The organism is Jiangella endophytica (assembly GCF_003427025.1).
In the GTDB taxonomy this organism is placed as follows: domain Bacteria; phylum Actinomycetota; class Actinomycetes; order Jiangellales; family Jiangellaceae; genus Jiangella; species Jiangella endophytica.
Genome location: NZ_QVAI01000001.1, coordinates 502,984 through 525,211, shown reverse-complemented (window position 1 = coordinate 525,211; position 22,228 = coordinate 502,984). Strand labels below are relative to the sequence as shown.

Below are 22,228 nucleotides of genomic sequence, written 5' to 3'. Positions count from 1 at the left end.
TCCTGACCGATGCCGACTCCTGAGTTCATCCTGGCGCTGCGCGAGCGCGTGGGCCATGACCTGCTGTGGCTGTCCGGCGTGACCGCGGTCATCGTCGACGGCGAGGGGCGGGTGTTGTTGCATCAGCGCTCCGACACCGGGCAGTGGGCGCTGATCTCCGGCATCCTCGAGCCCGGCGAGCAGCCCGCTGTCGCCGTCGTGCGGGAGGCGTTCGAGGAGACCGGCGTGCACATCGAGGTCGAGCGCATCAGCAGCGTCATCACCGGTCCGCCGGTCAGCTACCCGAACGGCGACCACGTCCAGTACCTCGACATCGCGTTCCGCTGCCGGCCGGTCGGCGGCGAGGCAGGGGTCAACGACGACGAGTCGCTGGCGGTCGAGTGGTTCGCGCCGGATGAGCTGCCACCGCTCGACGACGGTCAGCAGCAGCGGCTGCTACAGGCGCTGAAGGACGAGCCGGCGCCGTATTTCGTGCAACCCTAGCCAGCCCGGGCCGACGGCCTCAGGTAGCGGTGGCCGGTGGGGCCGGCCCAGACCGTCGTGCCGTCGGGTTGTCGGCAGACGGTCCAGCGGCCGTGGTGTTTGAGCAGGTGGTGCGTTTCGCACAGCGCGTGGAGGTTCGCCGCGCAGGTGGTGCCGCCTGCGGCGAAGGGGATCACGTGGTCGATGTCGGCAGCGCGGGCAGGCCGGTCTCAGCCGGGCGCTCGGCAGGTCCGGTCTCGGGCGGCGATGAACTCCGCCAGCGCCGTGGTCGGCCGATACCTCGTGCGGCCCAGGTCGAGGCCCTGCCCGGTGACGTCAGTGCGCAGCCATGTCCACACGCCTTCGCTCGCGAGCAGACTGGCGACGTGGGCGGGGATGGGCCCGTAGCCGTCCAGTTCACCGGGCTCGTCGCTGAGCCCGGCCAGTGTGCTGAACGGGACGGTGACGTGCACGCTGATCGGCCGCCGCTGCGGCGTCGCGCCGGTGGCGGGAGCGCGGCCGGCAAGAACGACGCCCGTGGTCACGGCAGCGTGGTCCGACATGGGGGTGTCGTTACAGGCCGTGATTGCGGCCCAGCCCAGTTCGGCCAGGGCGTCGGCGCGGCGTTGGTCTTTCGTGCGGGCCGGGCGGCTGGCGGAGGCATCGGCGCGTTTGGCGTGCGCGGCGGCCGCGTTCAACGCGGTAGTGAGGGCGGTGGCGTCCTCGGCGGGCAGCAACGCCTCCAGGTGCGTCATCCCGTCGCTGGCGGGGGTGACGGCGACGTAGCGGCGGTCGCGGGCGATCTTGTGCCGTTCGGCGGTCGCTACCGGTGCGAGTTCGTGCAGCAGCCGCTTGATCACCTTGCGCAGCGCGACCGCGTCCAGGCAGGGTGCTTTCGGCAGCACGGCGGCCTCGACCCGGACACGCACGTGCTGGTCTTGGCCGCCGAGTTCGTCGGTGATGACGCGGGCACGCCGCAGGTCGATCGCCCCGGTGGACAGGGCGGTGTGGGTGTCGTGGAAGTCTTCCACCAGTTGCAGGGCGTGGCCGACCTGGTTCTCCGCCTGCGTGACCGTGACGTGGCAGCGTCCGGCTATCTCGATGGCGGTGTTGGTGACCGGGTTGACCGACCGGTACCCGGTGTGGTCCGGGCGCAGCTGCGCTCGTGAGGCGAGCTCCGCCAGCACCGTCGCCTCGCCGGCGGCCACCCACGCCGCCATCCGCGCGAACGCGGACCCGGCCTCGACCAGGTCGTACGCGGAGGCCGCGGACGGGTCGAACCCCGCGATCACGGCAGCTAGTTCCGGCCCGGTCGGCAGGGCTTCGGCGTCGGTGATGGTGCGGCTGGGTTCGCCGGTGGACAGCTCGCGCAGCAGCACCGGATCGATGTCGTCGACCGAGTCGTACGGCCACGCCACCCACGGCTCCGCCACCGGGCCATGACCCGACGACGGCGTAGTCAGCAGCGCTTCCTCGAACATACGACCGACCCTATCGGCACCCACCGACAAGGTCTGAGCCGATGCGAGTGCCAGGCCCGTCGGGTCAGTCGCGGCGGTGCAGCTGCCGCGCGGCCTCGGCGACCGACCCGGACAGCGACGGGTAGACGGTGAACGCGCGCGCCATCTGGTCGACGGTGAGGGAGGCCTCGACGGCGAGCGAGATCGGGTGGATCAGCTCGCTGGCCCGCGGCGCCACCACCACGCCGCCGACGATGATGCCGGTGCCCGGCCGGCAGAACAGCTTCACGAAGCCGTCGCGGATGCCCAGCATCTTCGCCCGCGCGTTGGTGGTCAGCGGCAGCTTGACGGCGACGGCGTCGATGTCGCCGGCGTCGACGGCGGCCTGGCTCCAGCCGACGGTGGCGATCTCGGGGTCGGTGAAGACGTTCGCGGCGACGGTCTTGAGGTTCAGCGGCGACACGGCGTCGCCGAGGGAGTGCCACATCGCCGTGCGGCCCTGCATGGCCGCCACCGACGCGAGCATGTTGACGCCGGTGACGTCGCCGGCCGCGTAGACGCCGCGGGCGGACGTGCGGGAGACGCGGTCGACCTTGATGAATCCGCGGTCGTCCAGCGCGACGCCGCACTCGGACAGCCCGAGACCCTCGATGTTCGGCACCGACCCGACGGCCATGAGGCAGTGCGAGCCGCGCACGGTCCGCCCGTCGGTGAGCGAGACGGTGACGCCGGCGCCCTCGCGCCGCACCGACGCCGCCCGCGACCGCGACAGCACGTTCAGCCCGCGCCGCGCGAACACCTCCTCGAGGACGTACGCGGCGTCGGCGTCCTCGCCGGGCAGGACGCGGTCGCGCGACGACACCAGCGTGACGTCGGAGCCGAGGGCGTTGTAGGCGCTGGCGAACTCGGCACCGGTGACGCCGGAGCCGACGACGACCAGGTGCTCGGGCAGTTCGTCGAGGTCGTAGACCTGCTCCCAGGTGAGGATGCGCTCGCCGTCGGGCTCGGCCTCGGGCAGGATGCGCGGCCGCGCGCCGGTGGCCAGCAGCGCGACGTCGGCGACGAACTCGTGGGCGCCGTCGTCGACGATGACGCGGTCGCCGGGCGCGAGGCGCCCCGTCCCGCGCAGGATCTGCACGCCGGCCTTCTCGACCGTCGCCGTGGTGTCGGCCGACTGCGCCTTGGCCAGCTCGAGCACCCGCTGGTTGACCCGCCGCAGGTCGACGCCGACGGAGTCGTGGCCCAGCTCGACGCCCAGCTCCGCGGACTCCGCGGCGTCGCTGACCACCTCGGCGGTCGCGATGAGGGTCTTGCTGGGCACGCAGTCGGTGAGGACGGCGGAGCCGCCGACGCCGTCGCGATCGACCAGCGTGACCTCCGCCCCGAGCTGCGCCGCCACCAGCGCCGCCTCGTAGCCGCCGGGTCCGCCGCCGAGAATCGCCACACGTGTCACCCGGCCATTGTCCCGTATGCCGTCGCGTCGCGCCGCCCGCCCGGTGCTGAGGTGCGGCGGACCGGCATGGCACCCTTACACCGTGCCGACCACACCCGACCCCGCGGCCGGCGACGACCCCGCGGCCGGCGACCCAGCGCCCGACGACGCGACGCCTCACGACGCGACGCCTCACGACGCGACGTCCGACGACAGCACGCCGGACGCGCCCGAGCAGCCCGCGCCGACCAACTGGCGGCTGATCGGCCGGCTCACCGCCATCACCGTCGTACTGACGGCGGTCGACCAGCTGACGAAGTGGTGGGCCGAGCGCGAGCTGGCCGGCCGCGAGCCGATCGAGATCATCGGCGACCTGCTGCAGCTGCGGCTGCTGTACAACTCCGGTGCGGCGTTCTCGATCGCGACCGGCCTGACGTGGCTGCTCACGCTGATCGTGATCGTGGTCATCGCGGCCGTGATCCGGGCGTCGGCGAAACTGGGTTCGACGGCGTGGGCGATCGCGCTCGGGCTGCTGCTGGGCGGCGCGTTCGGCAACCTCATCGACCGGCTGTTCCGCGCTCCCGGCTTCCCCGAGGGTCACGTCGTCGACTTCATCGACTACGGCGGCCTGTTCGTGGGCAACGTGGCCGACATCGCCATCACCGGCGCGGCCATCCTGATCGCCGTCCTCACCTGGCGCGGTGTCAGCATCGACGGCGTCCGCCGCGGCTCCGCGCCGAGCACCGACGCCTGACCGTCCGCTCCCGCTTTCCGCGATGACCCGATCCTGACCGTTTGAGCGTTCCAAACGGTGGGCATGGAAACGAATGAGGATCCCACGCGCACGCCGAGCGGCGGCCCACGCCCGATGCCACCGAGTCCGGCGATCGCCCAGAAACGGTGCTGGCGGCGCCCGCCCCTCCGGCGACGCTTCACCCCCGGGCGTGCGGCGGGGTGCGTGACAAGCTGAGCGGGCGCCCGCCTCGCCCCGTCGGGCATGGGGGCGAGGCGGGCCCCGTCAGCCGAAGCGGCAGGACGTATTCCGGTTGCTCAGATCGCCGCAATGCAATAGCTTCGGCGAAACGCCGGGCCGCGGGCCGGAGGCGGTCGGTTATCTCCGAATATCCCGGTCGCCACTCACACGTCCGCGGCTCGGCGATGTCTGTCTCTGGAGGCCGCCGTGACCGTCGATCCGCTCACCGGTGTCAACCTGAGGCGCACCGCCCAGTCCCAGCCTGCCGCGCCCGGCCAGGTCCAGAACAACGCGGGCGGCTACGTCTTCGCGGCCGACGACCTCACCCGGCTGCGGCGTTTCCTGGTGCTCGGCACCGACGGCGGCACCTACTACGTGAACGCACGCGAGCTGACCGCCGAGAACGCCGAGGTGGTCATCGAGTCGGCCCGGCACCACGCCGCTGAACTGGTCGCCGAGATCGTCACCGTGTCCACCGCGGGACGGGCACCGAAGCAGAACCCGGCGCTGTTCGCTCTCGCCGCGGCGGCGGCCCTGGGCGACGACGCCGGCCGGCGTATCGCCCTCGACGCCCTGCCGCTCGTGGCCCGCACGGGCACGCACCTGTTCCTCTTCGCTCGCTACGTCGAGCAGTTCCGCGGCTGGGGTCGCGGGCTGCGCCGGGCCATCGGTGCCTGGTACACCGACAGGAGCGTCGACGATCTCGCCTACCAGACGGTGAAGTACCGGCAGCGTGAGGGCTGGTCGCACCGCGACCTGCTGAGGCTCTCGCATCCGCAGACGGACGACGCGTCGCGACGCCGTCTCTTCGACTGGATCTGCGGCCGCGAGCCGGCGGTCGACGGCCTGCGGATCGTCGACGGGTTCCAGCGCGCCCAGCACAGCGCCGACGCCGCCGAGGCGGCCACGCTGGTGACCGAGTTCGGGCTGTCCTGGGAGATGCTGCCCGACCACGTCCTCGACCACGGGCTCGTCTGGGAGGCGTTGCTCGACGCCGGCATGCCGCAGACGGCGCTACTACGCCAGCTGCCCCGGCTCACCCGGCTCGGCCTGCTGGCACCCACAGCGCCCCGCACCGCGGCCGTGGCGCGGCAACTCGCCGACCCCGAGCGGCTGCGCCGGGCGAAGGTCCACCCGATCTCCGTCCTGGTCGCCCAGCGGACCTACGCGTCGGGCCACGGTGCGCGCGGGTCCAGCAGCTGGGAGCCGTCGCGGCCGATCATCGATGCGCTCGACGCCGCCTTCTATGCCGCCTTCGGCGCCGTCACGCCGACCGGTGCGCGGACCATGCTGGCCCTGGACGTCTCAGGATCGATGACGGCTCAGGTCAGCGGCCTGCCCATCTCCTGCCGGGAGGCCTCGGCGGCCCTCGCACTCGTGACGGCGGCCACCGAGTCGCGGTACGAGATCGTGGGCTTCACCTCGGCGGGCACCAGTTGGGATCGCTCGGACACCGGCCTGACAGCTCTGGCGATCAGCCCCCGGCAGCGGCTCGACGACGTCCTCCGCGAGGTGTCCGGCCTGCGGTTCGGCGGCACCGACTGCGCCCTCCCCGTACTCCACGCACTCGAGCACGGCCTCTCGATCGACCTCTTCGTCGTCTACACCGACAACGACACCTGGGCTGGCGAGATCCACCCCCACCAGGCGCTGCGCCACTACCGCGAGCGCACGGGCATCGGGGCCCGTATGGCCGTCGTCGGCATGACGTCGAGTGGATTCAGCATCGCCGACCCCGACGACCCCGGCATGCTCGACATCGCCGGGTTCGACTCGGCCGTCCCGCAGGTGTTGTCCGACTTCGCCACCGCACCCGGCTGATCTCGCGGGGTACAGTCGGCCGGTGACCGAGCTGGACGATCCGCAGGCGGCCGCGCGGGCAGCGGCCGAACACATCGCCGCCGCCACCGGGGTGGAGCGGCACGACATCGCGCTGGTCCTCGGGTCCGGCTGGGGTGGCGCGGCCGACCTCGTCGGCGAGACCGTCGCGGAGCTGCCGAGCACCGACGTCCCCGGGTTCGCGAAGCCGGCCGTCGTCGGGCACGTGGGCACGCTGCGCTCCGTCCGTATCGGGGGCAGCGGCAAGCACGCGCTGGTCCTCGGCGCCCGCACCCACCTCTACGAGGGCCGCGGCGTGCGCGCGGTCGTGCACGGGGTGCGGACGGCGGCAGCGGCGGGCGCCGGCGCCCTGGTGCTGACGAACGGCTGTGGCGGGCTGCGCGAGGAGTGGGCGGCCGGCACGCCGGTGCTGATCAGCGACCACATCAACCTGACGGCGACGTCGCCGGTCGAAGGCGCGAACTTCGTCGACCTCACCGACCTGTACTCGGCGAGGCTGCGCGCCGTCGCGCGCGAGGTCGACCCGAGCCTGTCCGAGGGCGTCTACGTCCAGTTCCGCGGCCCGCACTACGAGACCCCGGCCGAGGTCCGCATGGCCCAGCGCATCGGCGGCGACCTCGTGGGCATGTCGACGGCGCTGGAGGCGATCGCGGCGCGCGAGGCCGGTCTCGAGGTGCTGGGCGTCTCGCTGGTCACCAACCCGGCCGCCGGCATCAGCCCGACACCGCTGAGCCATGCCGAGGTCATCGAGGCCGGTCAGGCCGCCGGTCCGCGCATCAGCGCGCTGCTCGCGGCGGTCGTCGCCAAGCTCTGACCCACCGCCGTCAGCGGACTGTCAGCAGACGGTCAGGCGCTCCCCCGACGCTGGTTCTCGTGCACAGAACGTGCCGATGAACCACAGGAGGACGCATGACCGCATTGGCCATCGAGGCGCACGGCCTGGTCAAGACGTTCGGCGAGAACCGCGCCGTCGACGGCGTCGACCTCGCCGTCGGCGCCGGGACCGTGTACGGGGTCCTCGGGCCGAACGGCGCGGGCAAGACCACGACGGTCCGCATGCTCACGACGCTGCTGCGCCCCGACGGCGGCAGCGCGCGGGTGCTGGGCCACGACGTCGTCGACGACGCCGACCAGGTACGCCGGCTGATCGGGCTCACCGGGCAGTACGCGTCGGTCGACGAGGACCTCACCGGCACCGAGAACCTGGTGCTGCAGTCGCGGCTGGTCGGGCTGAGCCGGACGCGCTCCAGGCAGCGAGCCGCCGAGCTGCTGGAGAGCTTCGACCTGACCGACGCCGCGAACCGGCCGGTCAAGCACTTCTCCGGCGGCATGCGACGGCGCATCGACCTGGCGGCGAGCATCGTCGTCACGCCGGACGTGCTGTTCCTCGACGAACCGACCACCGGTCTGGACCCGCGCAGTCGCGGGCAGGTCTGGGACATCGTCCGCGACCTCGTCGCGGGCGGCACCACCGTGCTGCTCACCACCCAGTACCTCGACGAGGCCGACCAGCTGGCCGACCGCATCGCCGTCATCGACCGCGGCACCGTCATCGCCGAGGGCACCAGCGCCGACCTCAAGGCGTCCGTGGGCCGCAGCTCGCTGCACCTGCGGCTGGCCGACGAGGCCCAGAGCGACCTCGCCGAGCGGCTGGTCGCGCAGACGCTGGACACGACGCCGCACCGCACCCCGGAGGCCGGCGTCATCACCGCACCGGTCGCCGACCCGGACGTCGTCGCCGACCTGATGATCCGGCTGCGCGCCGAGGGCGTCCGCATCGACGAGATCGGGGTGCAGCGCCCCAGCCTGGACGAGGTCTTCCTCACCCTGACCGGCCACGCCGCCGACGACGACACCGAGAGGACCGCCGCATGACCACCACCACCCAGGCCGCCACCGCCGAGAGGCCGATCAGCAGCGTCGCCGCTCGCGTCGAGCGGCCGCAGCCGCCGAGCGCGCTGTCGGCCAGCCTGACGCTGGGCTGGCGCAGCGTGCTGAAGATCCGGCGCATTCCGGAGCAGCTGTTCGACGTGACGTTCCAGCCGGTGATCTTCATCGTGATGTTCGTCTACCTGTTCGGCGGCGCCGTCTCCGGCAGCACGACGCAGTACCTGCAGTTCGTCCTGCCCGGCATCCTCGTGCAGACCGTCGTCATGGCGTCGCTGTACACCGGCATCTCCCTGAACACCGACATCGGCAAGGGCATCTTCGACCGGTTCCGGTCGCTGCCGATCTGGCGGCCGTCCGCGCTGGTCGGCGCGCTGCTGGCCGACAGCATCCGCTACGTCGTGGCGGCAGTCGTCTGCCTCGGCGTCGGCATGGCGATGGGCTTCCGGCCGGACGGCACCGTGCTCGACGTGTTCGCCGCCGTCGTGCTGGTGCTGGTGTTCGCGTTCTCGCTGAGCTGGATCTTCGCCTTCCTCGGGCTGGTCATGCGCTCGGCCGGCGCGGTGCAGGGGGTCAGCATGCTGGCGATGTTCCCGCTGACGTTCGCCAGCAACGTGTTCGTCGACCCGTCGACGATGCCCGGCTGGCTGCGTGCATGGGTCGACGTCAACCCGGTGTCGCACCTGGTGACGGCCGTTCGCGGGCTGATGGCGGGCAGCCCCGACGCGGGCGACATCAGCTGGTCGCTGATCGGCTGCGCCGTGCTGATCGCGGTGTTCGCGCCGCTCACCGTCCGGGCCTACCGCCGCAGGTCCTGACCGGTCAACGCCGGACCAGCGTCCGGATCTCGCGGACGGCGGCGACGGCGGGGAGTTCGCGGACGCGGTCGCTCTCGGCCGCCAGCAGCCGCTCGTCAGGCTCGGGAAGGTCGAGCAGCGCCGGGTGGCGGACGTCGCCCAGCAGCTCGACCGCGCCGATGCGGCGGCCGAGCGCGATCAGCCGGGCCGCGTGAGCGCCGTCGCCGCGGACCTGGGCCAGTCGTCCGTGCGCGATGGCGACCACCCCGATGACCGGCCGGTCGCCGTCGGCCACCGCGAGATCGAAGGCGTCGGCGAGCAGGTCGTCGACGTCGTCGCGGCCGACCCGCAGCCGGGCGATGGCCGCACCGGCCAGCGCCATCACCCGCAACTGCGGCGGCCCGCCGGTCTCCTCCGACCGGGCCGCGGCCACCGCGACGTCGTAGTGCCTCAGCATCGAGACGACGTCGCCCAGCTGCGCCGCCGCCTCGGCCAGGCCGGTCTCGGCCATGGTGGAGACCTCGGGGTCGTTCGGGTAGCGCTCCAGCAGCGCCGTCATCTCGGCCACCCCTCGGGTGACGTCGCCGGCGCGGACCCGCATGATCGCGCGCAGCAGCTGCACCTGGCGGCCGTCGTCGCCGGCGCCGAGCAGGTCGAAGGCGAGCACCGCCTCGTCGAGCAGCTCGACGGCGCCGGCGCTGTCGCCGTCGGCGGCCTCCGTCAGGCCGAGCGTCATCGAGGTCATCGCCAGGCCCCACCGGTCGCCGAGCGCGGCGAACCGCGACCGTGCCTCCTGGGCCAGCCGGCGCGACTCGTCCCGCTCCCCCTCGTTGTCGGCCATGATGCTGAAGAACAGCGCGCCGACGGCCCGAGCCCACGGGTCGCCGGAGGCCTCGGCGATGCCGCGGGCCCGCTCCAGCTGGGCCGGCCGGCCGTTCATCGCGGCGAGCTGGAGCTCGCCGAAGGCCCGGGCCAGCGGGGTCAGCTCGGCGTCGCCGCGCAAGAGCCCGCGCAGCCGCCGGATGAATCCCACGCCGGTGCGGGTCGGGCCGGCAACCAGCGAGTTCGGGATGATGATCGCGTAGAGGAGGGCGGCGGTGCTGGGGTCGGCCGGCCCGTCCATGCGGATCAGCTGTTCACCCCAGCCGGCCACCTCGAAGTGCAGCCCGAGGGCTGCCCAGTACCAGCACATGGTCATCGCGACGGCGTACGCGGACCGGGTGTCGCCGGAGTCGATGGCCGCGCGCAGCCCGGCGACCAGGTTGTCGTGCTCGGCGGCCAGCACGCCGAACCAGGTCACCTGGGCGCTGCCGCGCAGGTGCGGCTCGGCCCGGGCGGCGAGATCGACCGCCCACGCGACCAGCGCGGCCGTCGCCCCCGGCCGATCGCCCGAGGCGTCCAGCTCGGCGTCGGCGAACTCGCGGACGGTCTCCAGCAGCCGGAACCGGACCGCGCCGCCGGACTCGTCGACCACCAGCAGCGACTGGTCGGCCAACCCGGTCAGCGCGGCGTCGACGGCGGACGCGTCGACCGCGCCGAACCCGCAGACGGCGGCCGCCGTCGCCGCGCCGGCCCCGCCGGGCAGCACGGCCAGCCGGCGCAGCACCGCCTGCTCGGTCGCGTCCAGCAGCTCCCAGCTCCACCGGACGACCGCCAGCAGCGTGCGGTGTCGTTCCGGCGCCGAGCGCGGGCCGCCGACCAGCAGCCCGAACCGGTCGTCGAGCCGGGCGGCGAGCTGCTCGACCGACATCGACCGCACCTTCGCCGCGGCCAGCTCGATCGCCAGCGGCAGGCCGTCGAGATGCCGGCAGACGTCGGCGACGACCGCCGGGTCGAGCCGCGCGGCCGGCCGGGCCGCCTTGGCGCGGTCGTGGAACAGCCGCACGGCGGGGTAGTCGAGTGGCCCGGCGCCGTCGGGCGGCAGCGCCAGCGCCGGCAGCGGGTGGGCGACCTCGCCGTCGACGGCCAGCGGGGTCCTGCTGGTCGCCACCACGCGCACCTGCGCCGACGACGTGACGATCTCGTGCACGACCTGCGCCACGGCGTCGACCAGGTGTTCGCAGTTGTCGACGACGATCAGCGCGTCGCTGTCGGTCAGCAGGTCGCGCAGCCGCTCGATCGGCGAGCGGGTCAGCGGGTAGCCGCCGCGGTCGATGATGCTGACCTCGCGGACGCCCAGCGCGGCCAGCACCGCGGGCAGCACGTCGGCCTCGTCGCGCAGGCCGGCCAGTTCGACGAGGTGCACCGGGCGGCCGGTGCGGTCCAGCCGGCGTAGTCCGAGCTCGGTGGCGAACCGGGTCTTGCCGACGCCGCCCGGGCCCAGCAGCGTGACCAGCCGGGCGTCGTCGAGCAGCCGCTCGACCCGCGCCAGCTCGTCGTCGCGGCCGAGCAGCGGGGTCGCGGACCGGCGCAGCCGGGGCCGGCCCGGGCCCGGCTCCTGCGCGTCCGGCCCGTCGGCCGTGGTCGCCGACGCGATCGGCGGCACCGGCCCCAGCCGCAGCGCCGCCCGGTCGTGCGTCAACACGGCGAGGTGGACGTCGCGCAGCTGCGGCCCGGGGTCGGCGCCGAACGCCTCGGCCAGCCGATCCCGTCCGTCCTCGTACGCGGCCAGCGCCTCGGCCGGGCGCCCGGTGGCGACCAGCGCGCGCATCAGCTGGCCGAGCAGCGCTTCGTCGAGCGGCTGGTCGTCGACCAGCGCGGCCAGCGCGGCCGGCAGGTCGGCGTGGGCGCCGCGGCGCAGGTCGGCCTCGACGCGGGCGCGGCGCAGGTCCAGCCGCAGTGTCGCGAGCCGGGCCGCCTCGACCGCCGCGAACGGCGCCTCGCCGACGTCGGCCAGCGGTTCGCCCCGCCACAGCTCCAGCGCGCGGCCGGCCTCGGCGGCCGCGGCCGCGGGGTCGCCTTCGCGCAGTGCCGCCGTCGCCGACGCCAGTGACACGTCGGCCACGGCGGCGTCGACGTCGTGGCGGCCGACCGCGAGCCGGTATCCGCCGGCCGCCGCCTCGACCGTCACCGGGTGACCGTTGAGCGCCTTGCGCAGCCGCGACGCCGCCGCCTGCACGGCGTTGGCGGGGTTGGCCGGGCGGCCGGCCCACAGGTCGTCGACGATCGTCTCGACCCCGACGACCCGGCCCGGCGCCAGCGCCAGCCGCGCGAGCAGTGCGCGCACCCCCGCGCCCGGGATCTCGCCGGCGGCGCCGACGCGCACCGGTCCGAGGATGGAGACCTGCATGCTCCTAGGATCTCCTGAACACGGCCCGGCGCACGGTGCCGCCCCGTGAGAAGGGAAGGTTCGCCGATGACCGACGTGCTCGAGCAGGCCCGCGCCTGGCTGGCCGACGACCCCGACCCGGCCACCCGGGCGGAGCTGCAGGCGGTGCTCGACTCCGCCGAGGCCGGCGACGACGTCGCGGCAGCGGACCTCGCGGACCGGTTCGCCGGCTTCCTCCAGTTCGGCACCGCCGGCCTGCGCGGAGCCATCGGCGCCGGCCCGAACCGGATGAACCGGGCCGTCGTCATCCGGGCCGCCGCCGGGCTCGCCGCGTACCTGCGCGACACCCGCACCCCGGTCGGCGGCTCGCGGCACCGCGTCGTCATCGGTTACGACGCCCGCTACCGGTCGTACGACTTCGCCACCGACACCGCCGCCGTGCTGACCGCGGCCGGCATCGAGGCGCTGGTCATGCCGCGGCTGCTGCCGACGCCGGTGCTGGCGTTCTCGGTGCGGCACCTGTCCGCCGACGCCGGCGTCATGGTGACGGCCAGCCACAACCCGCCGCAGGACAACGGCTACAAGGTGTACCTCGGCGGCCCCGACGGCGGCTCGCAGATCGTGTCTCCGGCCGACGCCGAGATCGCCGCACGCATCGACGCCGTCACCTCCGTCGCGTCGGTGGCTCGGGCGGAGTCGGGCTGGGCGGAGATCGGCGAGGACGTCGTGACGGCGTACCTGGCCTCCGCCGCGGGCGTGGCCGAGCGCGGCGGGCCGCGCGACGTGCGCATCGTGCACACGTCGCTGCACGGCGTCGGTGGCGTCACGGCCGGCGAGGCACTGATCCGAGCGGGCTTCACCGACCTGCACACCGTCGCCGAGCAGGCCGAGCCCGACCCCGACTTCCCCACCGTCGCGTTCCCCAACCCGGAGGAGCCCGGCGCCATCGACCTCGCGCTCGCGCTGGCGCGGCAGGCCGGCGCGGACATCGTCATCGCCAACGACCCCGACGCGGACCGGTGCGCGGTGGCCCTCCCGGACCGCGACGGCGGCGGTTGGCGCATGCTGCACGGCGACGAGGTCGGCGCGCTGCTCGGCGAGCACCTGGCCCGGCGCGGCCGGACCGGTGTGCTGGCCAACTCGATCGTGTCGTCGCGACTGCTCGGGCGCATCGCCGCCGCTCACGGGCTGGCGCATGAGGAGACGCTGACGGGGTTCAAGTGGATCTCCCGGGTGCCGGGCCTGGCGTTCGGCTACGAGGAGGCGCTGGGCTACTGCGTCGACCCCGAGTCGGTGCGCGACAAGGACGGCATCTCGGCGGCCGTGCTGATGGCCGAGCTGGCCGCGCGGACCAAGGCGGCCGGCCGGACCCTGTGGGACGTGCTCGACGACCTCGCGGTCGCCCACGGCCTGCACGCCACCGACCAGCTCTCCGTCCGCGTCGACGACCTGTCGCTGATCGCGGACGCGATGGCCCGGCTGCGCTCGGCGCCGCCGCCGTCGCTGGCCGGGTCCGGCGTCGTGACGGCGGACGACCTGCTGGCCGGCGACGGCGGGCTGCCGCCCACCGACGGCCTGCGCTACCTGACCGCCGATGCCACCCGGGTCGTCGTCCGGCCGAGCGGCACCGAGCCGAAACTCAAGTGCTACCTCGAGGTGGTCGTCCCGGTCGACGGAGACGTGGCGGCCGCGCGGACGACCGCACGCGACCGGCTGGCCGCCGTCCGCGCCGACGTCGCCGCCGCCCTGGGCCTGGACGCCGAGTCGTGAGCACCGAGGAGCCCGGCGACCGGGCCGAGCCCGACCCGAGCCTGCTGCGGGTCTCGCATGCCGACCGCGACCGGGCGGTCGAGATCCTGCGCGACGCGGCTGCCGACGGCCGGCTGGACACCGACGAGCTGGAGGAGCGGGTGGAGCGGGCGCTCACCGCGCGCACCTTCGCGGACCTGGAGCCGCTGATGGAGGGCCTGCCGGTCGCGCCGCCCGCTCCACCGGCCGTCGTCCCGCCACCGCCTGCGGCCCCGGCGCCGACGGACGACGTGGTGCACTGGCAGGTCGCCGGCCAGCGGTTTCGCCGCGAGGGCGCTTGGACGGTGCCGCCCGTCATCGAGCTCGGCATGATGGGCGGGTCGGCGCGGCTGGACTACACGGTGGCGCAGCTGCCGGCGGGCGGGCGGAGCACGCTGCGCATCTCGACGGCCGGCGGACGGCTGCGGCTGATCGTGCCGCCGGGCGTCGCGGTGGACCTGAGCGGCCTCTCGCCGACCGGCGGGCGGATCCGCGACCACGCCTCGCGGCGCGCGACCCCGGGAACCGTGACGCACGTGATCACGGTGACCGGGACGATGTTCGGCGGAAGCCTGCGCGTCGACGCGTCCCGCGCCCCTTAGGACGCGGCCGGACCGGTCGTCGAGCGGACGATCAGCTCGGCCGGCAGCACCTCGTGGCGCGGCGCGAGGTCCGGGTCGTCGATGCGCTCGTTCAGCAGCGCGACGGAGCGGGCCGCCATCGCCACCTGCGGCTGGCGCACCGTCGTCAGGCCGAGGGTCGGCCAGGACGCCTGGCGCACGTCGTCGAAACCGGCCACCGAGAGCCGCGAGGGCACCGCGACACCCAGGGCGGCGGCCGCGTTGAGGGCGGCGAACGCGACCTGGTCGTTGAGGCCGACGATCGCCGTCGGGGGCTGCGGGCCGGTCAGCAGCTCCGTCGCCGCGCGGACGGCTCGGTCGTAGTCGAAGCCCGTCTCGACCACGTCGGGCGCCGGCAGCGCGAGTGAGGTCAGCCGGTCGCGGATCCCGGCCAGCCGCCGCGCCGACGTGCTCGCGCCGGGCAGGCCGGCGAGGACCGCGATGTGCCGGTGCCCGAGCCCGGCCAGGTGGTCGACGACGGCGGCGGCGCCGGCCGGGTGGTCGCCCTCGACGGAGTCGCAGCCGGCGTCGACGACCCGGTTGGCCAGCACCACCGGGAACCGGCGGGCCACGAGGTCCGCCACCGCCTCAGAGCCCTCGACCGCGGCGGTGAACACGATGCCGTCGACCCGCTGCTGCAACAGCAGCTCGACCGCCTCGCGATCGCCGCCGCCCGCGGCGTTCTGCAGCAGCATGTGCTGCCGCCGGGCGCCGAGGCAGGCGGCGATCTCTTCGAGGAACTCCGGGTAGAACGGATTGGTGAGGTCGGACACCACCACGCCGACCAGCCCGGTCCGGCTGGTCACCATGCTGCGGGCGGCCGCGTTCGGCGTGTAGCCGAGCTCCCGGCTGATCGCCAGGATCCGCTCGCGGGTGGCCGCAGCGACCCGCCCGCCGTTGAGCGCCCGCGACACGGTGGCCTGCGACGTGCCCGCCACCCGCGCGATGTCGACGCTGGTGGGCGGGCGTCCGGGGCCGGCCGCCTTCACCATGCGGGTCAGTCTCGCACGCCGCCGAAGGCGTGGTCGGTCCACTCCGGCGACGCGCCGGTGTGCGCGGCCGCGCGGATGTCGCCGGAGCGCGCGTGCCCCTCGAACAGCTCGACCCGCGACGCGCGGCCGCAGACCTCGCCGAGCAGCGCGCTGGAGGCCGGGTCGGTGATCTCCTGGTACGTCACCGTCTTGAGGTACTTCCCGACCCAGAGCCCACCGGTGTAGCGAGCCGCGCCACGCGTCGGCAGCACGTGGTTGGTGCCGATGACCTTGTCGCCGAACGACACCGTCGTCAGCGATCCGAGGAACAGGCTGCCGTAGTTGCGCAGCCGCCCCAGGGCCGCCCGCGGGTCCGCCGTCAGGACCTCGACGTGCTCGAAGGCCAGCTCGTCGGTGAGCGCGTACGCCTCGTCCAGGGTGCCGACGACGTGCACCTCGCCGTGGTCGCGCCAGGCCGGCTCGGCCATGTCCTTCGTCGGCATGCCGGGCAGGATCTCCTCGACGTGCGCGATGGCGGCGCGCGCCAGCTCCTCGCTGGTGGTGATGAGGACGGCGGGCGAGTCAGGCCCGTGCTCGGCCTGCGAGAGCAGGTCGACGGCGACCGTGAACGGGTCGGCGGTCTCGTCGGCCAGGACCAGGATCTCGGTCGGACCGGCGAACAGGTCCAGCCCGACCCGGCCGTAGAGCTGCTTCTTCGCCTCGGCGACGTAGGCGTTGCCCGGACCGGCGATGAGGTCGACCCGCGGGACGGTCTCGGTGCCCAGCGCCAGCGTGCCGATCGCCTGCACGCCACCGAGCAGGTAGATCTCGTCCGCGCCCGCCAGCGACATCGCCGCGATGGTCGCGGCCGGCACCTCGCCGCGGATCGGCGGCGTGCAGGCCGCCACCCGGGGCACGCCCGCGACCTTCGCCGTCACGATCGTCATGTGCGCCGACGCGGTCAGCGGGTAGCGCCCGCCCGGGATGTAGGCGCCGACGGACGCGATCGGCAGGTGCTTCTGCCCCAGGTGCACGCCCGGCAGCGTCTCGACCTCGAACTCCTGCAGCGAGGCCAGCTGCCGCTCGGCGAACCCGCGCACCTGCGCCTGCGCGAACCGGATGTCCTCCAGCGCCTGCTCCGGCACCGTCGCGACGATCCGCTCGATCTCCTCGTCGGTCAGCCGGAACGCGGGCGGCGACCAGGAGTCCAGCTGCTCGGAGTACTTGCGCACGGCGGCGTCGCCACCGGCCTCGATCTCGGCCAGCATGCCCGCGACGGTGGCCGTGACGGCGGCGGCCTCGGCGCTGCGGTCAACGGCGGCGGAACGGCTCTTGAGAGTCTTCATGATGTATACGTATACACCATGATCTACCAGCCGTCACGCCCCGAGCAGCCGCTCGCCCAGCGCCCACAGCCGAGGCGGACGGCCACGACTGCCCGACCGCCCGCGCCAGCCACCCCGCCCGACCACCTCCAGAAGTTGATCTTGGAGTTGTTCGACCCGAGAGTCCGATTTGCCGGATAGATGGCCGAACAATTCCAAGATCAACGGGAGGTGGGGCTGGTCGAGAAGGGCGGGACGGGGCCACACCAGGCCGGCGCGCACGGGGTGAACCGGCGGTCGAGGCGGCGGTGAGGCCGGTGCCGATGAGGGGCCGCTCGCGTGTCGTGCCACCAGCCTGCGTGCGCCGGCCCGGACTCTGAATCCTGGTCGGTCCGCATTTCTCGCGCGATGGTACGGAGCTGACCGACGACCTGTCCGAGGTGTTCGACCTCGTCGAGATCCGCGGACCGGTCTCCGGCGGCATCGCGGTGCGCGGCCCCCTGGGTGTCGTGGGCCGGGCTGCGCGACCGGCTGACGTTCCTCGCGCTGGTCGCCGGCCGGGTTCGGCTGACCACCGACGGCACCGGTCCGATACGTAGGCCCGGCCGAGCTGCCGCCGAGCTGCCGCCGGGCTGGCTGCGGGCGGTGACCGACGAGCGCCTGCGGCCGGCGCTGCGGCTCATGCATGCCGAGCCGGCGCGCCGGTGGGGACTGGTGGAACTGGCGCACGCCGCCGCTGACCTACGTCCACCGCCGGCTGCGCGACGGGCTGGTGCCGGGCGGCGGCGAGCCGCACCAGGCGAAGGAAACTAGACTCGGCTCGTGACCATGCTCGACGACGCGCGTCTGTCCGACATCGCCTCCTCCGAGGCGTCGTTGCGCCGCTTCCTGCACGGCCTGCCGGGGGTCGACCAAACCGGCGCCGAGGCTCGGGCGGCCACGCTGGCCACGCGGTCCATCAAGACCACGGCCAAGCAGTACGCCATCGACCTCGCCATCTCGATGATCGACCTCACCACACTGGAGGGGCAGGACACCCCGGGCAAGGTGCGGGCGCTGTGCGCCAAGGCGCTGCGGCCCGACCCGTCCGACCGCACGGTGCCCCGCGTCGCCGCGGTCTGCGTCTACCCCGACCTCGTCGCCACGGCGGTCGAAGCACTCGGCGGCGCTGGCCGAACGGTCAAGGTGGCCAGCGTCGCCACCGGCTTCCCGTCCGGGCGCACCAGCCGGGCGGTCAAGGAGACCGACACCCGCGAGGCGGTCGCGGCCGGCGCCGACGAGGTCGACATGGTCATCGATCGCGGCGCGTTCCTGGCCGGCCGCTACGGCGCGGTGTTCGACGAGATCGTCGCGGTCAAGCAGGCCGCCGGCGACGCCCACCTCAAGGTCATCCTCGAGACCGGTGAGCTGGCCACCTACGACAACGTCCGCCGCGCATCCTGGCTGGCCATGCTGGCCGGCGGCGACTTCATCAAGACCAGCACCGGCAAGGTCGCGCCGGCCGCCACGCTCCCCGTCACGCTCGTCATGCTCGAGGCGGTCCGCGACTTCCGCGAGGCCACCGGCCGCCAGGTCGGCGTGAAGCCGGCCGGCGGCATCCGCACCACCAAGGACGCCGTCAAGTACCTGGTCCTGGTCAACGAGACCGCGGGCGACGACTGGCTCGACCCCGACTGGTTCAGGCTGGGCGCGTCGAGCCTGCTGAACGACCTGCTCATGCAGCGGCAGAAGCTCGCCACCGGCCGCTACGCGGGCCCCGACTACTTCACCCTCGACTGACGTCAGAACCCGCGATCGGCGCTCGGCCCAGGAGCAGCCACGTCGGCATCGGGCCCTTCCCCTTGACCTCGATCGTGCCCCGGGACCGGAACCGGTACCGTCCCCGCAGCCGCTCGTGTACCCGTGGCGACACCTGGATCGCGCCCGGGAGACCATGGCTCTCCATGCGGCTCGCGGTGTTGACGGTGTCGCCCCACAGGTCGTAGATGAACTTGCGCCGGCCGATGACGCCGGCCACCACCGGTCCGGTGTCCATGCCGATCCGGAACCGCAGGCCGTCCGGCCCGGGCCCGCGGCGCTCGCATTCGCGCTGCATCGCCAGCGCCATGTCCGCGACCGCCTCGCAGTCGTCGTCACGCGGGACCGGTACGCCGCCGGCCACCATGTAGGCGTCGCCGATCGTCTTGATCTTCTCCAACCCGTGCTCGTCGGCCAGCCGGTCGAAGGCGCTGAAGACGTCGTCGAGGAGCCGCACCACGTCCTCCGGCGGCAGGGCGACGGACAACGGCGTGAAGTCGACGATGTCGGCGAAGAGGACCGTGGCCTCGGCGTGGCGATCGGCGATGATCCCGTCGCGCCGCTTGAGCCGGGCGGCGACCGGCGCCGGCAGGACGTTCAGCAGCAGCCGCTCGGAGCGGGCGTGCTCGCGGTCGCGGCCACGCACGAAGTACTGCAGCAGCAGGTACGCGACCAGCGACGGCCCGGCGAGGTCACCGGCGAAGAAGGCGATGCGCACGCCCTCGGGGATGTCGGCGGCGTCCAGACGCGGGTCGAGCACGGCCGAGATCCCCAGCAGGACGAGGTACGCGACGAACCAGGGGATCGCCTCGCGCGGCCCCATGAACATGAGGGCGCCGAGCGCGGCCGAGAGCGCCCACAGGCAGACGGCGCCCGAGGCGGCGAACCCGCCGAGGGACCACTGCAGGGCGAACGGCAGCACGAGCATCATCGTCAGCTGGATCGCCCGGAACGGGACGAACCGCCGGGTCCGCGCGAACCACGCCAGCGAACCGGCCGACACCACGAGATAGACCAGCGGGATCAGCGCCGCCACCGGCAGTCCGAGCAGGAGGTAGGTGACGATCCAGAACGGCGTCAGCGCGCAGACCAGGCCGGTCGACAGCACCAGCGTGGAGCGCCGCAGCCGCTCGTCCTCGGCGGCCGACTCGTCCGCGCCGAGCGCCGCCAGTCGCCGCAGCCCCGACGGCCGATCCGCCCGATGTCTCACCCGCGTTCGCCCCTGGACCTCATCGTCGCAGGGCGGTGCGGCTCGCGCCAGAGCCGCGCGGCGCGGGGCGGCGTCCCGAGCGTCTACGCTGGGAAACGTGACGGACACCTACGTGACGCTGGACTGATCGCCATGACGAAGTTCGAGTACGCACCGGCGCCGGAGTCGCGGGCCATCGTCGACATCAAGAGCTCGTACGGCCTGTTCGTGAACGGCGAGTTCGTCGAACCCGGCGACGGGTCGATGTTCAAGTCGGTCAACCCGGCCACCGAAGAGGTGCTCGCCGAGATCGCGTCGGCCGGTGCCGGCGACGTCGACAAGGCGGTCCAGGCGGCCCGCCGGGCCTACGAGCGCACCTGGTCGAAACTGTCCGGACGCGACCGCGGCAAGTACCTGTTCCGCATCGCGCGGATCATCCAGGAACGCGCCCGCGAGCTGGCCGTGCTCGAGTCGATCGACAACGGCAAGCCGATCCGCGAGTCCCGCGACGTCGACATCCCGCTGGTCGCGGCGCACTTCTTCTACTACGCCGGCTGGGCCGACAAGCTGGCCTGGGCCGGCGCGTCGAATGCACCGTCCCGGCCACCGCAGCCTTATGGCGTCGTCGGCCAGGTCATCCCGTGGAACTTCCCGCTGCTCATGCTGGCGTGGAAGATCGCGCCGGCGCTGGCCGCCGGCAACACCGTCGTGCTCAAGCCGGCCGAGACCACGCCGCTCACGGCCCTGCTGTTCGCCGAGATCTGCCAGCAGGCCGACCTCCCGCCGGGCGTCGTCAACATCCTCACGGGCGCCGGCGACACCGGCCGCGCCCTGGTCGAGCACCCGGGCGTCGACAAGGTCGCGTTCACCGGGTCCACCGAGGTGGGCAAGCAGATCGCGCGCAGCATCGCCGGCACCGCCAAGAAGGCGACGCTCGAGCTGGGCGGCAAGGCCGCCAACATCGTGTTCGACGACGCGCCGGTCGACCAGGCGGTCGAGGGCATCGTCAACGGCATCTTCTTCAACCAGGGGCACGTGTGCTGCGCGGGCTCGCGGCTCCTGGTGCAGGAATCGGTCTACGACGACGTCCTGGGCCGGCTGAAGCGGCGGCTCGGCACACTGCGCGTCGGCGACCCGCTCGACAAGAACACCGACATCGGCGCCATCAACTCCGCCGAGCAGCTGGCCCGCATCCGCGAGCTGTCCGAGGTCGGCGAGGCCGAGGGCGCCGAGCGCTGGTCGCCGGAGTGCGAGCTGCCCGAGCGCGGCTTCTGGTTCCCGCCGACGGTGTTCACCGGCGTCAGCCAGGCGCACCGCATCGCGCGCGAGGAGATCTTCGGCCCGGTCCTGTCGGTGCTGACGTTCCGCACCCCGGCCGAGGCGGTCGAGAAGGCGAACAACACGCCGTACGGCCTGTCCGCGGGCGTCTGGACGGAGAAGGGCTCGCGCATCCTGTCGATGGCGCAGCAGCTGCGGGCCGGCGTCGTCTGGGCCAACACGTTCAACCGCTTCGACCCCACGTCGCCGTTCGGCGGCTACAAGGAGTCGGGCTACGGCCGCGAGGGCGGCCGGCACGGTCTGCTGGCATACCTGAAGGCGGAACACTGATGGCCGAGCGTCTCGCGGTGAAGAAGACCTACAAGCTGTACGTCGGCGGCAAGTTCCCGCGCTCGGAGTCCGGCCGGTCCTACGAGGTCGCCGACGCCAAGGGAAAGTTCCTCGCCAACGCGGCCTGGGCCTCGCGCAAGGACGCCCGCGACGCCGTGGTCGCCGCCCGCAAGGCGGTGCCCGGCTGGGCCGGCGCCACGGCGTACAACCGCGGCCAGGTGCTCTACCGCGTCGCCGAGGTCATGGAGGGCCGGCACTCGCAGTTCGTCGACGAGGTCGCGGCCGGCGAGGGACTCACCCGGGCGAAGGCGACGGCGCTGGTCGACGAGTCGATCGACCGCTGGGTCTGGTATGCCGGGTGGGCCGACAAGATCGCCCAGGTGGTCGGATCGAGCAACCCCGTCGCCGGGCCTTACTTCGACTTCTCCGTGCCCGAGCCCACCGGCGTGGTCGCCGTGCTGGCGCCGCAGCGCTCGTCGCTGCTCGGGCTGGTGTCGGTGCTGGCGCCGGTCATCGTCGGGGGCAACACGGCGGTGCTCACGGCGTCGGCGGACCGGCCGCTGCCGGCCATCACGCTGTCCGAGGTGCTGGCGACGTCCGACGTGCCGGGCGGCGTGGTGAACATCCTCACCGGGACGCTCGCCGACACCGCGCCGATCCTGGCCGCGCACATGGACGTCAACGCCGTCGACCTCGCCGGCACGGCGGGCGACGCCGAGCTGGCCCGGTCGTTGGAGCTGGCCGCGGCCGACAACCTCAAGCGGGTGGTCCGTGCGCCGGAGGCCGAGCCCGACTGGATCGCCGAGCCCGGCCTCGAGCGCATCACCGCCTACCTCGAGACGAAGACCGTCTGGCACCCGGTCGGCATCTGA

General features: G+C 73.6%; 19 protein-coding genes. 12 read left to right on the top strand and 7 right to left on the bottom strand.

Features of this window, described 5'->3' with window-relative positions; translation table 11 throughout:
* The first annotated feature begins 9 nt into the window (after positions 1-9).
* Positions 10-483: an NUDIX hydrolase gene (locus DZA62_RS02495; RefSeq protein WP_116947168.1), complete on the top strand. Its 474-nt coding sequence runs from the start codon at positions 10-12 to the stop codon at positions 481-483.
* On the opposite strand, the gene DZA62_RS37460 is transcribed toward DZA62_RS02495, so the two are convergent.
* From DZA62_RS37460 to DZA62_RS02480, 3 genes are all read right to left on the bottom strand, one after another.
* Entirely contained in the window at positions 480-668 is a 189-nt protein-coding gene (locus DZA62_RS37460; RefSeq protein ID WP_408618060.1) for an HNH endonuclease signature motif containing protein, read from the bottom strand. The genes DZA62_RS02495 and DZA62_RS37460 overlap by 4 nt on opposite strands.
* Before the next feature lie 24 nt (positions 669-692).
* The gene (locus DZA62_RS02485) at positions 693-1,943 is read right to left on the bottom strand and encodes a DUF222 domain-containing protein (RefSeq protein WP_116947166.1); all 1,251 of its coding nucleotides are present in this window, start codon (positions 1,941-1,943) and stop codon (positions 693-695) included.
* A 64-nt stretch (positions 1,944-2,007) separates the two neighbouring features.
* Positions 2,008-3,375, bottom strand: a complete 1,368-nt coding sequence (locus tag DZA62_RS02480) for an NAD(P)H-quinone dehydrogenase (RefSeq protein ID WP_116947165.1) — start codon at positions 3,373-3,375, stop codon at positions 2,008-2,010.
* A gap of 82 nt (positions 3,376-3,457) precedes the next feature.
* Here DZA62_RS02480 and lspA point away from each other — a divergent pair, with 82 nt between their 5' ends.
* The 5 genes from lspA (at position 3,458) to DZA62_RS02455 (ending at position 8,871) form a co-directional block, all read left to right on the top strand.
* A complete protein-coding gene (lspA, locus tag DZA62_RS02475; RefSeq protein ID WP_198663338.1) occupies positions 3,458-4,108 on the top strand; it encodes a signal peptidase II in 651 nt (216 codons plus the stop codon).
* A gap of 426 nt (positions 4,109-4,534) precedes the next feature.
* Positions 4,535-6,148, top strand: a complete 1,614-nt coding sequence (locus tag DZA62_RS02470) for a TROVE domain-containing protein (protein ID WP_198663337.1) — start codon at positions 4,535-4,537, stop codon at positions 6,146-6,148.
* Between the two features lie 22 nt (positions 6,149-6,170).
* A complete protein-coding gene (locus DZA62_RS02465) occupies positions 6,171-6,980 on the top strand; it encodes a purine-nucleoside phosphorylase (RefSeq protein ID WP_116947163.1) in 810 nt (269 codons plus the stop codon).
* 95 nt (positions 6,981-7,075) lie between these two features.
* Positions 7,076-8,041 carry an ATP-binding cassette domain-containing protein gene (locus DZA62_RS02460; protein ID WP_116947162.1) on the top strand — a complete coding sequence of 322 codons (966 nt, stop codon included), beginning with the start codon at positions 7,076-7,078 and terminating at the stop codon, positions 8,039-8,041.
* Positions 8,038-8,871 carry an ABC transporter permease gene (locus DZA62_RS02455; protein WP_116947161.1) on the top strand — a complete coding sequence of 278 codons (834 nt, stop codon included), beginning with the start codon at positions 8,038-8,040 and terminating at the stop codon, positions 8,869-8,871. Before DZA62_RS02460 ends, DZA62_RS02455 begins: the two co-directional genes overlap by 4 nt.
* A gap of 4 nt (positions 8,872-8,875) precedes the next feature.
* On the opposite strand, the gene DZA62_RS02450 is transcribed toward DZA62_RS02455, so the two are convergent.
* Entirely contained in the window at positions 8,876-12,079 is a 3,204-nt protein-coding gene (locus tag DZA62_RS02450) for an AfsR/SARP family transcriptional regulator (protein WP_116947160.1), read from the bottom strand.
* Between the two features lie 66 nt (positions 12,080-12,145).
* On the opposite strand from DZA62_RS02450, the gene DZA62_RS02445 reads away from it, so the two are divergent.
* Both DZA62_RS02445 and DZA62_RS02440 read left to right on the top strand, forming a co-directional pair.
* Positions 12,146-13,828 (top strand): phospho-sugar mutase, encoded by a 1,683-nt coding sequence (locus DZA62_RS02445; protein WP_116947159.1) that lies wholly within the window; start codon positions 12,146-12,148, stop codon positions 13,826-13,828.
* Complete coding sequence (locus tag DZA62_RS02440; RefSeq protein ID WP_157987416.1) at positions 13,825-14,448, top strand: DUF1707 SHOCT-like domain-containing protein; 624 nt, start codon at positions 13,825-13,827, stop codon at positions 14,446-14,448. Before DZA62_RS02445 ends, DZA62_RS02440 begins: the two co-directional genes overlap by 4 nt.
* On the opposite strand, the gene DZA62_RS02435 is transcribed toward DZA62_RS02440, so the two are convergent.
* Positions 14,445-15,458 carry a LacI family DNA-binding transcriptional regulator gene (locus tag DZA62_RS02435; RefSeq protein ID WP_116947157.1) on the bottom strand — a complete coding sequence of 338 codons (1,014 nt, stop codon included), beginning with the start codon at positions 15,456-15,458 and terminating at the stop codon, positions 14,445-14,447. The two genes, DZA62_RS02440 and DZA62_RS02435, sit on opposite strands and share 4 nt — an antisense overlap.
* A 5-nt stretch (positions 15,459-15,463) precedes the next feature.
* Positions 15,464-16,786 carry a histidinol dehydrogenase gene (gene hisD, locus DZA62_RS02430; RefSeq protein WP_408618058.1) on the bottom strand — a complete coding sequence of 441 codons (1,323 nt, stop codon included), beginning with the start codon at positions 16,784-16,786 and terminating at the stop codon, positions 15,464-15,466.
* 480 nt (positions 16,787-17,266) lie between these two features.
* Here hisD and DZA62_RS36185 point away from each other — a divergent pair, with 480 nt between their 5' ends.
* Both DZA62_RS36185 and deoC read left to right on the top strand, forming a co-directional pair.
* Positions 17,267-17,575 (top strand): hypothetical protein, encoded by a 309-nt coding sequence (locus tag DZA62_RS36185; protein WP_198663336.1) that lies wholly within the window; start codon positions 17,267-17,269, stop codon positions 17,573-17,575.
* 15 nt (positions 17,576-17,590) lie between these two features.
* The gene (deoC, locus tag DZA62_RS02420; protein ID WP_116947541.1) at positions 17,591-18,541 is read left to right on the top strand and encodes a deoxyribose-phosphate aldolase; all 951 of its coding nucleotides are present in this window, start codon (positions 17,591-17,593) and stop codon (positions 18,539-18,541) included.
* On the opposite strand, the gene DZA62_RS02415 is transcribed toward deoC, so the two are convergent.
* Positions 18,528-19,769: an adenylate/guanylate cyclase domain-containing protein gene (locus tag DZA62_RS02415; protein WP_116947155.1), complete on the bottom strand. Its 1,242-nt coding sequence runs from the start codon at positions 19,767-19,769 to the stop codon at positions 18,528-18,530. The two genes, deoC and DZA62_RS02415, sit on opposite strands and share 14 nt — an antisense overlap.
* A gap of 132 nt (positions 19,770-19,901) precedes the next feature.
* Between DZA62_RS02415 and DZA62_RS02410 the strand changes: the two genes are divergently transcribed.
* The gene (locus tag DZA62_RS02410) at positions 19,902-21,356 is read left to right on the top strand and encodes an aldehyde dehydrogenase family protein (protein ID WP_116947154.1); all 1,455 of its coding nucleotides are present in this window, start codon (positions 19,902-19,904) and stop codon (positions 21,354-21,356) included.
* Positions 21,356-22,228, top strand: coding sequence for an aldehyde dehydrogenase family protein (locus DZA62_RS02405; RefSeq protein WP_116947153.1), 873 nt, complete (start codon positions 21,356-21,358; stop codon positions 22,226-22,228). The genes DZA62_RS02410 and DZA62_RS02405 overlap by 1 nt, the downstream gene beginning before the upstream one ends.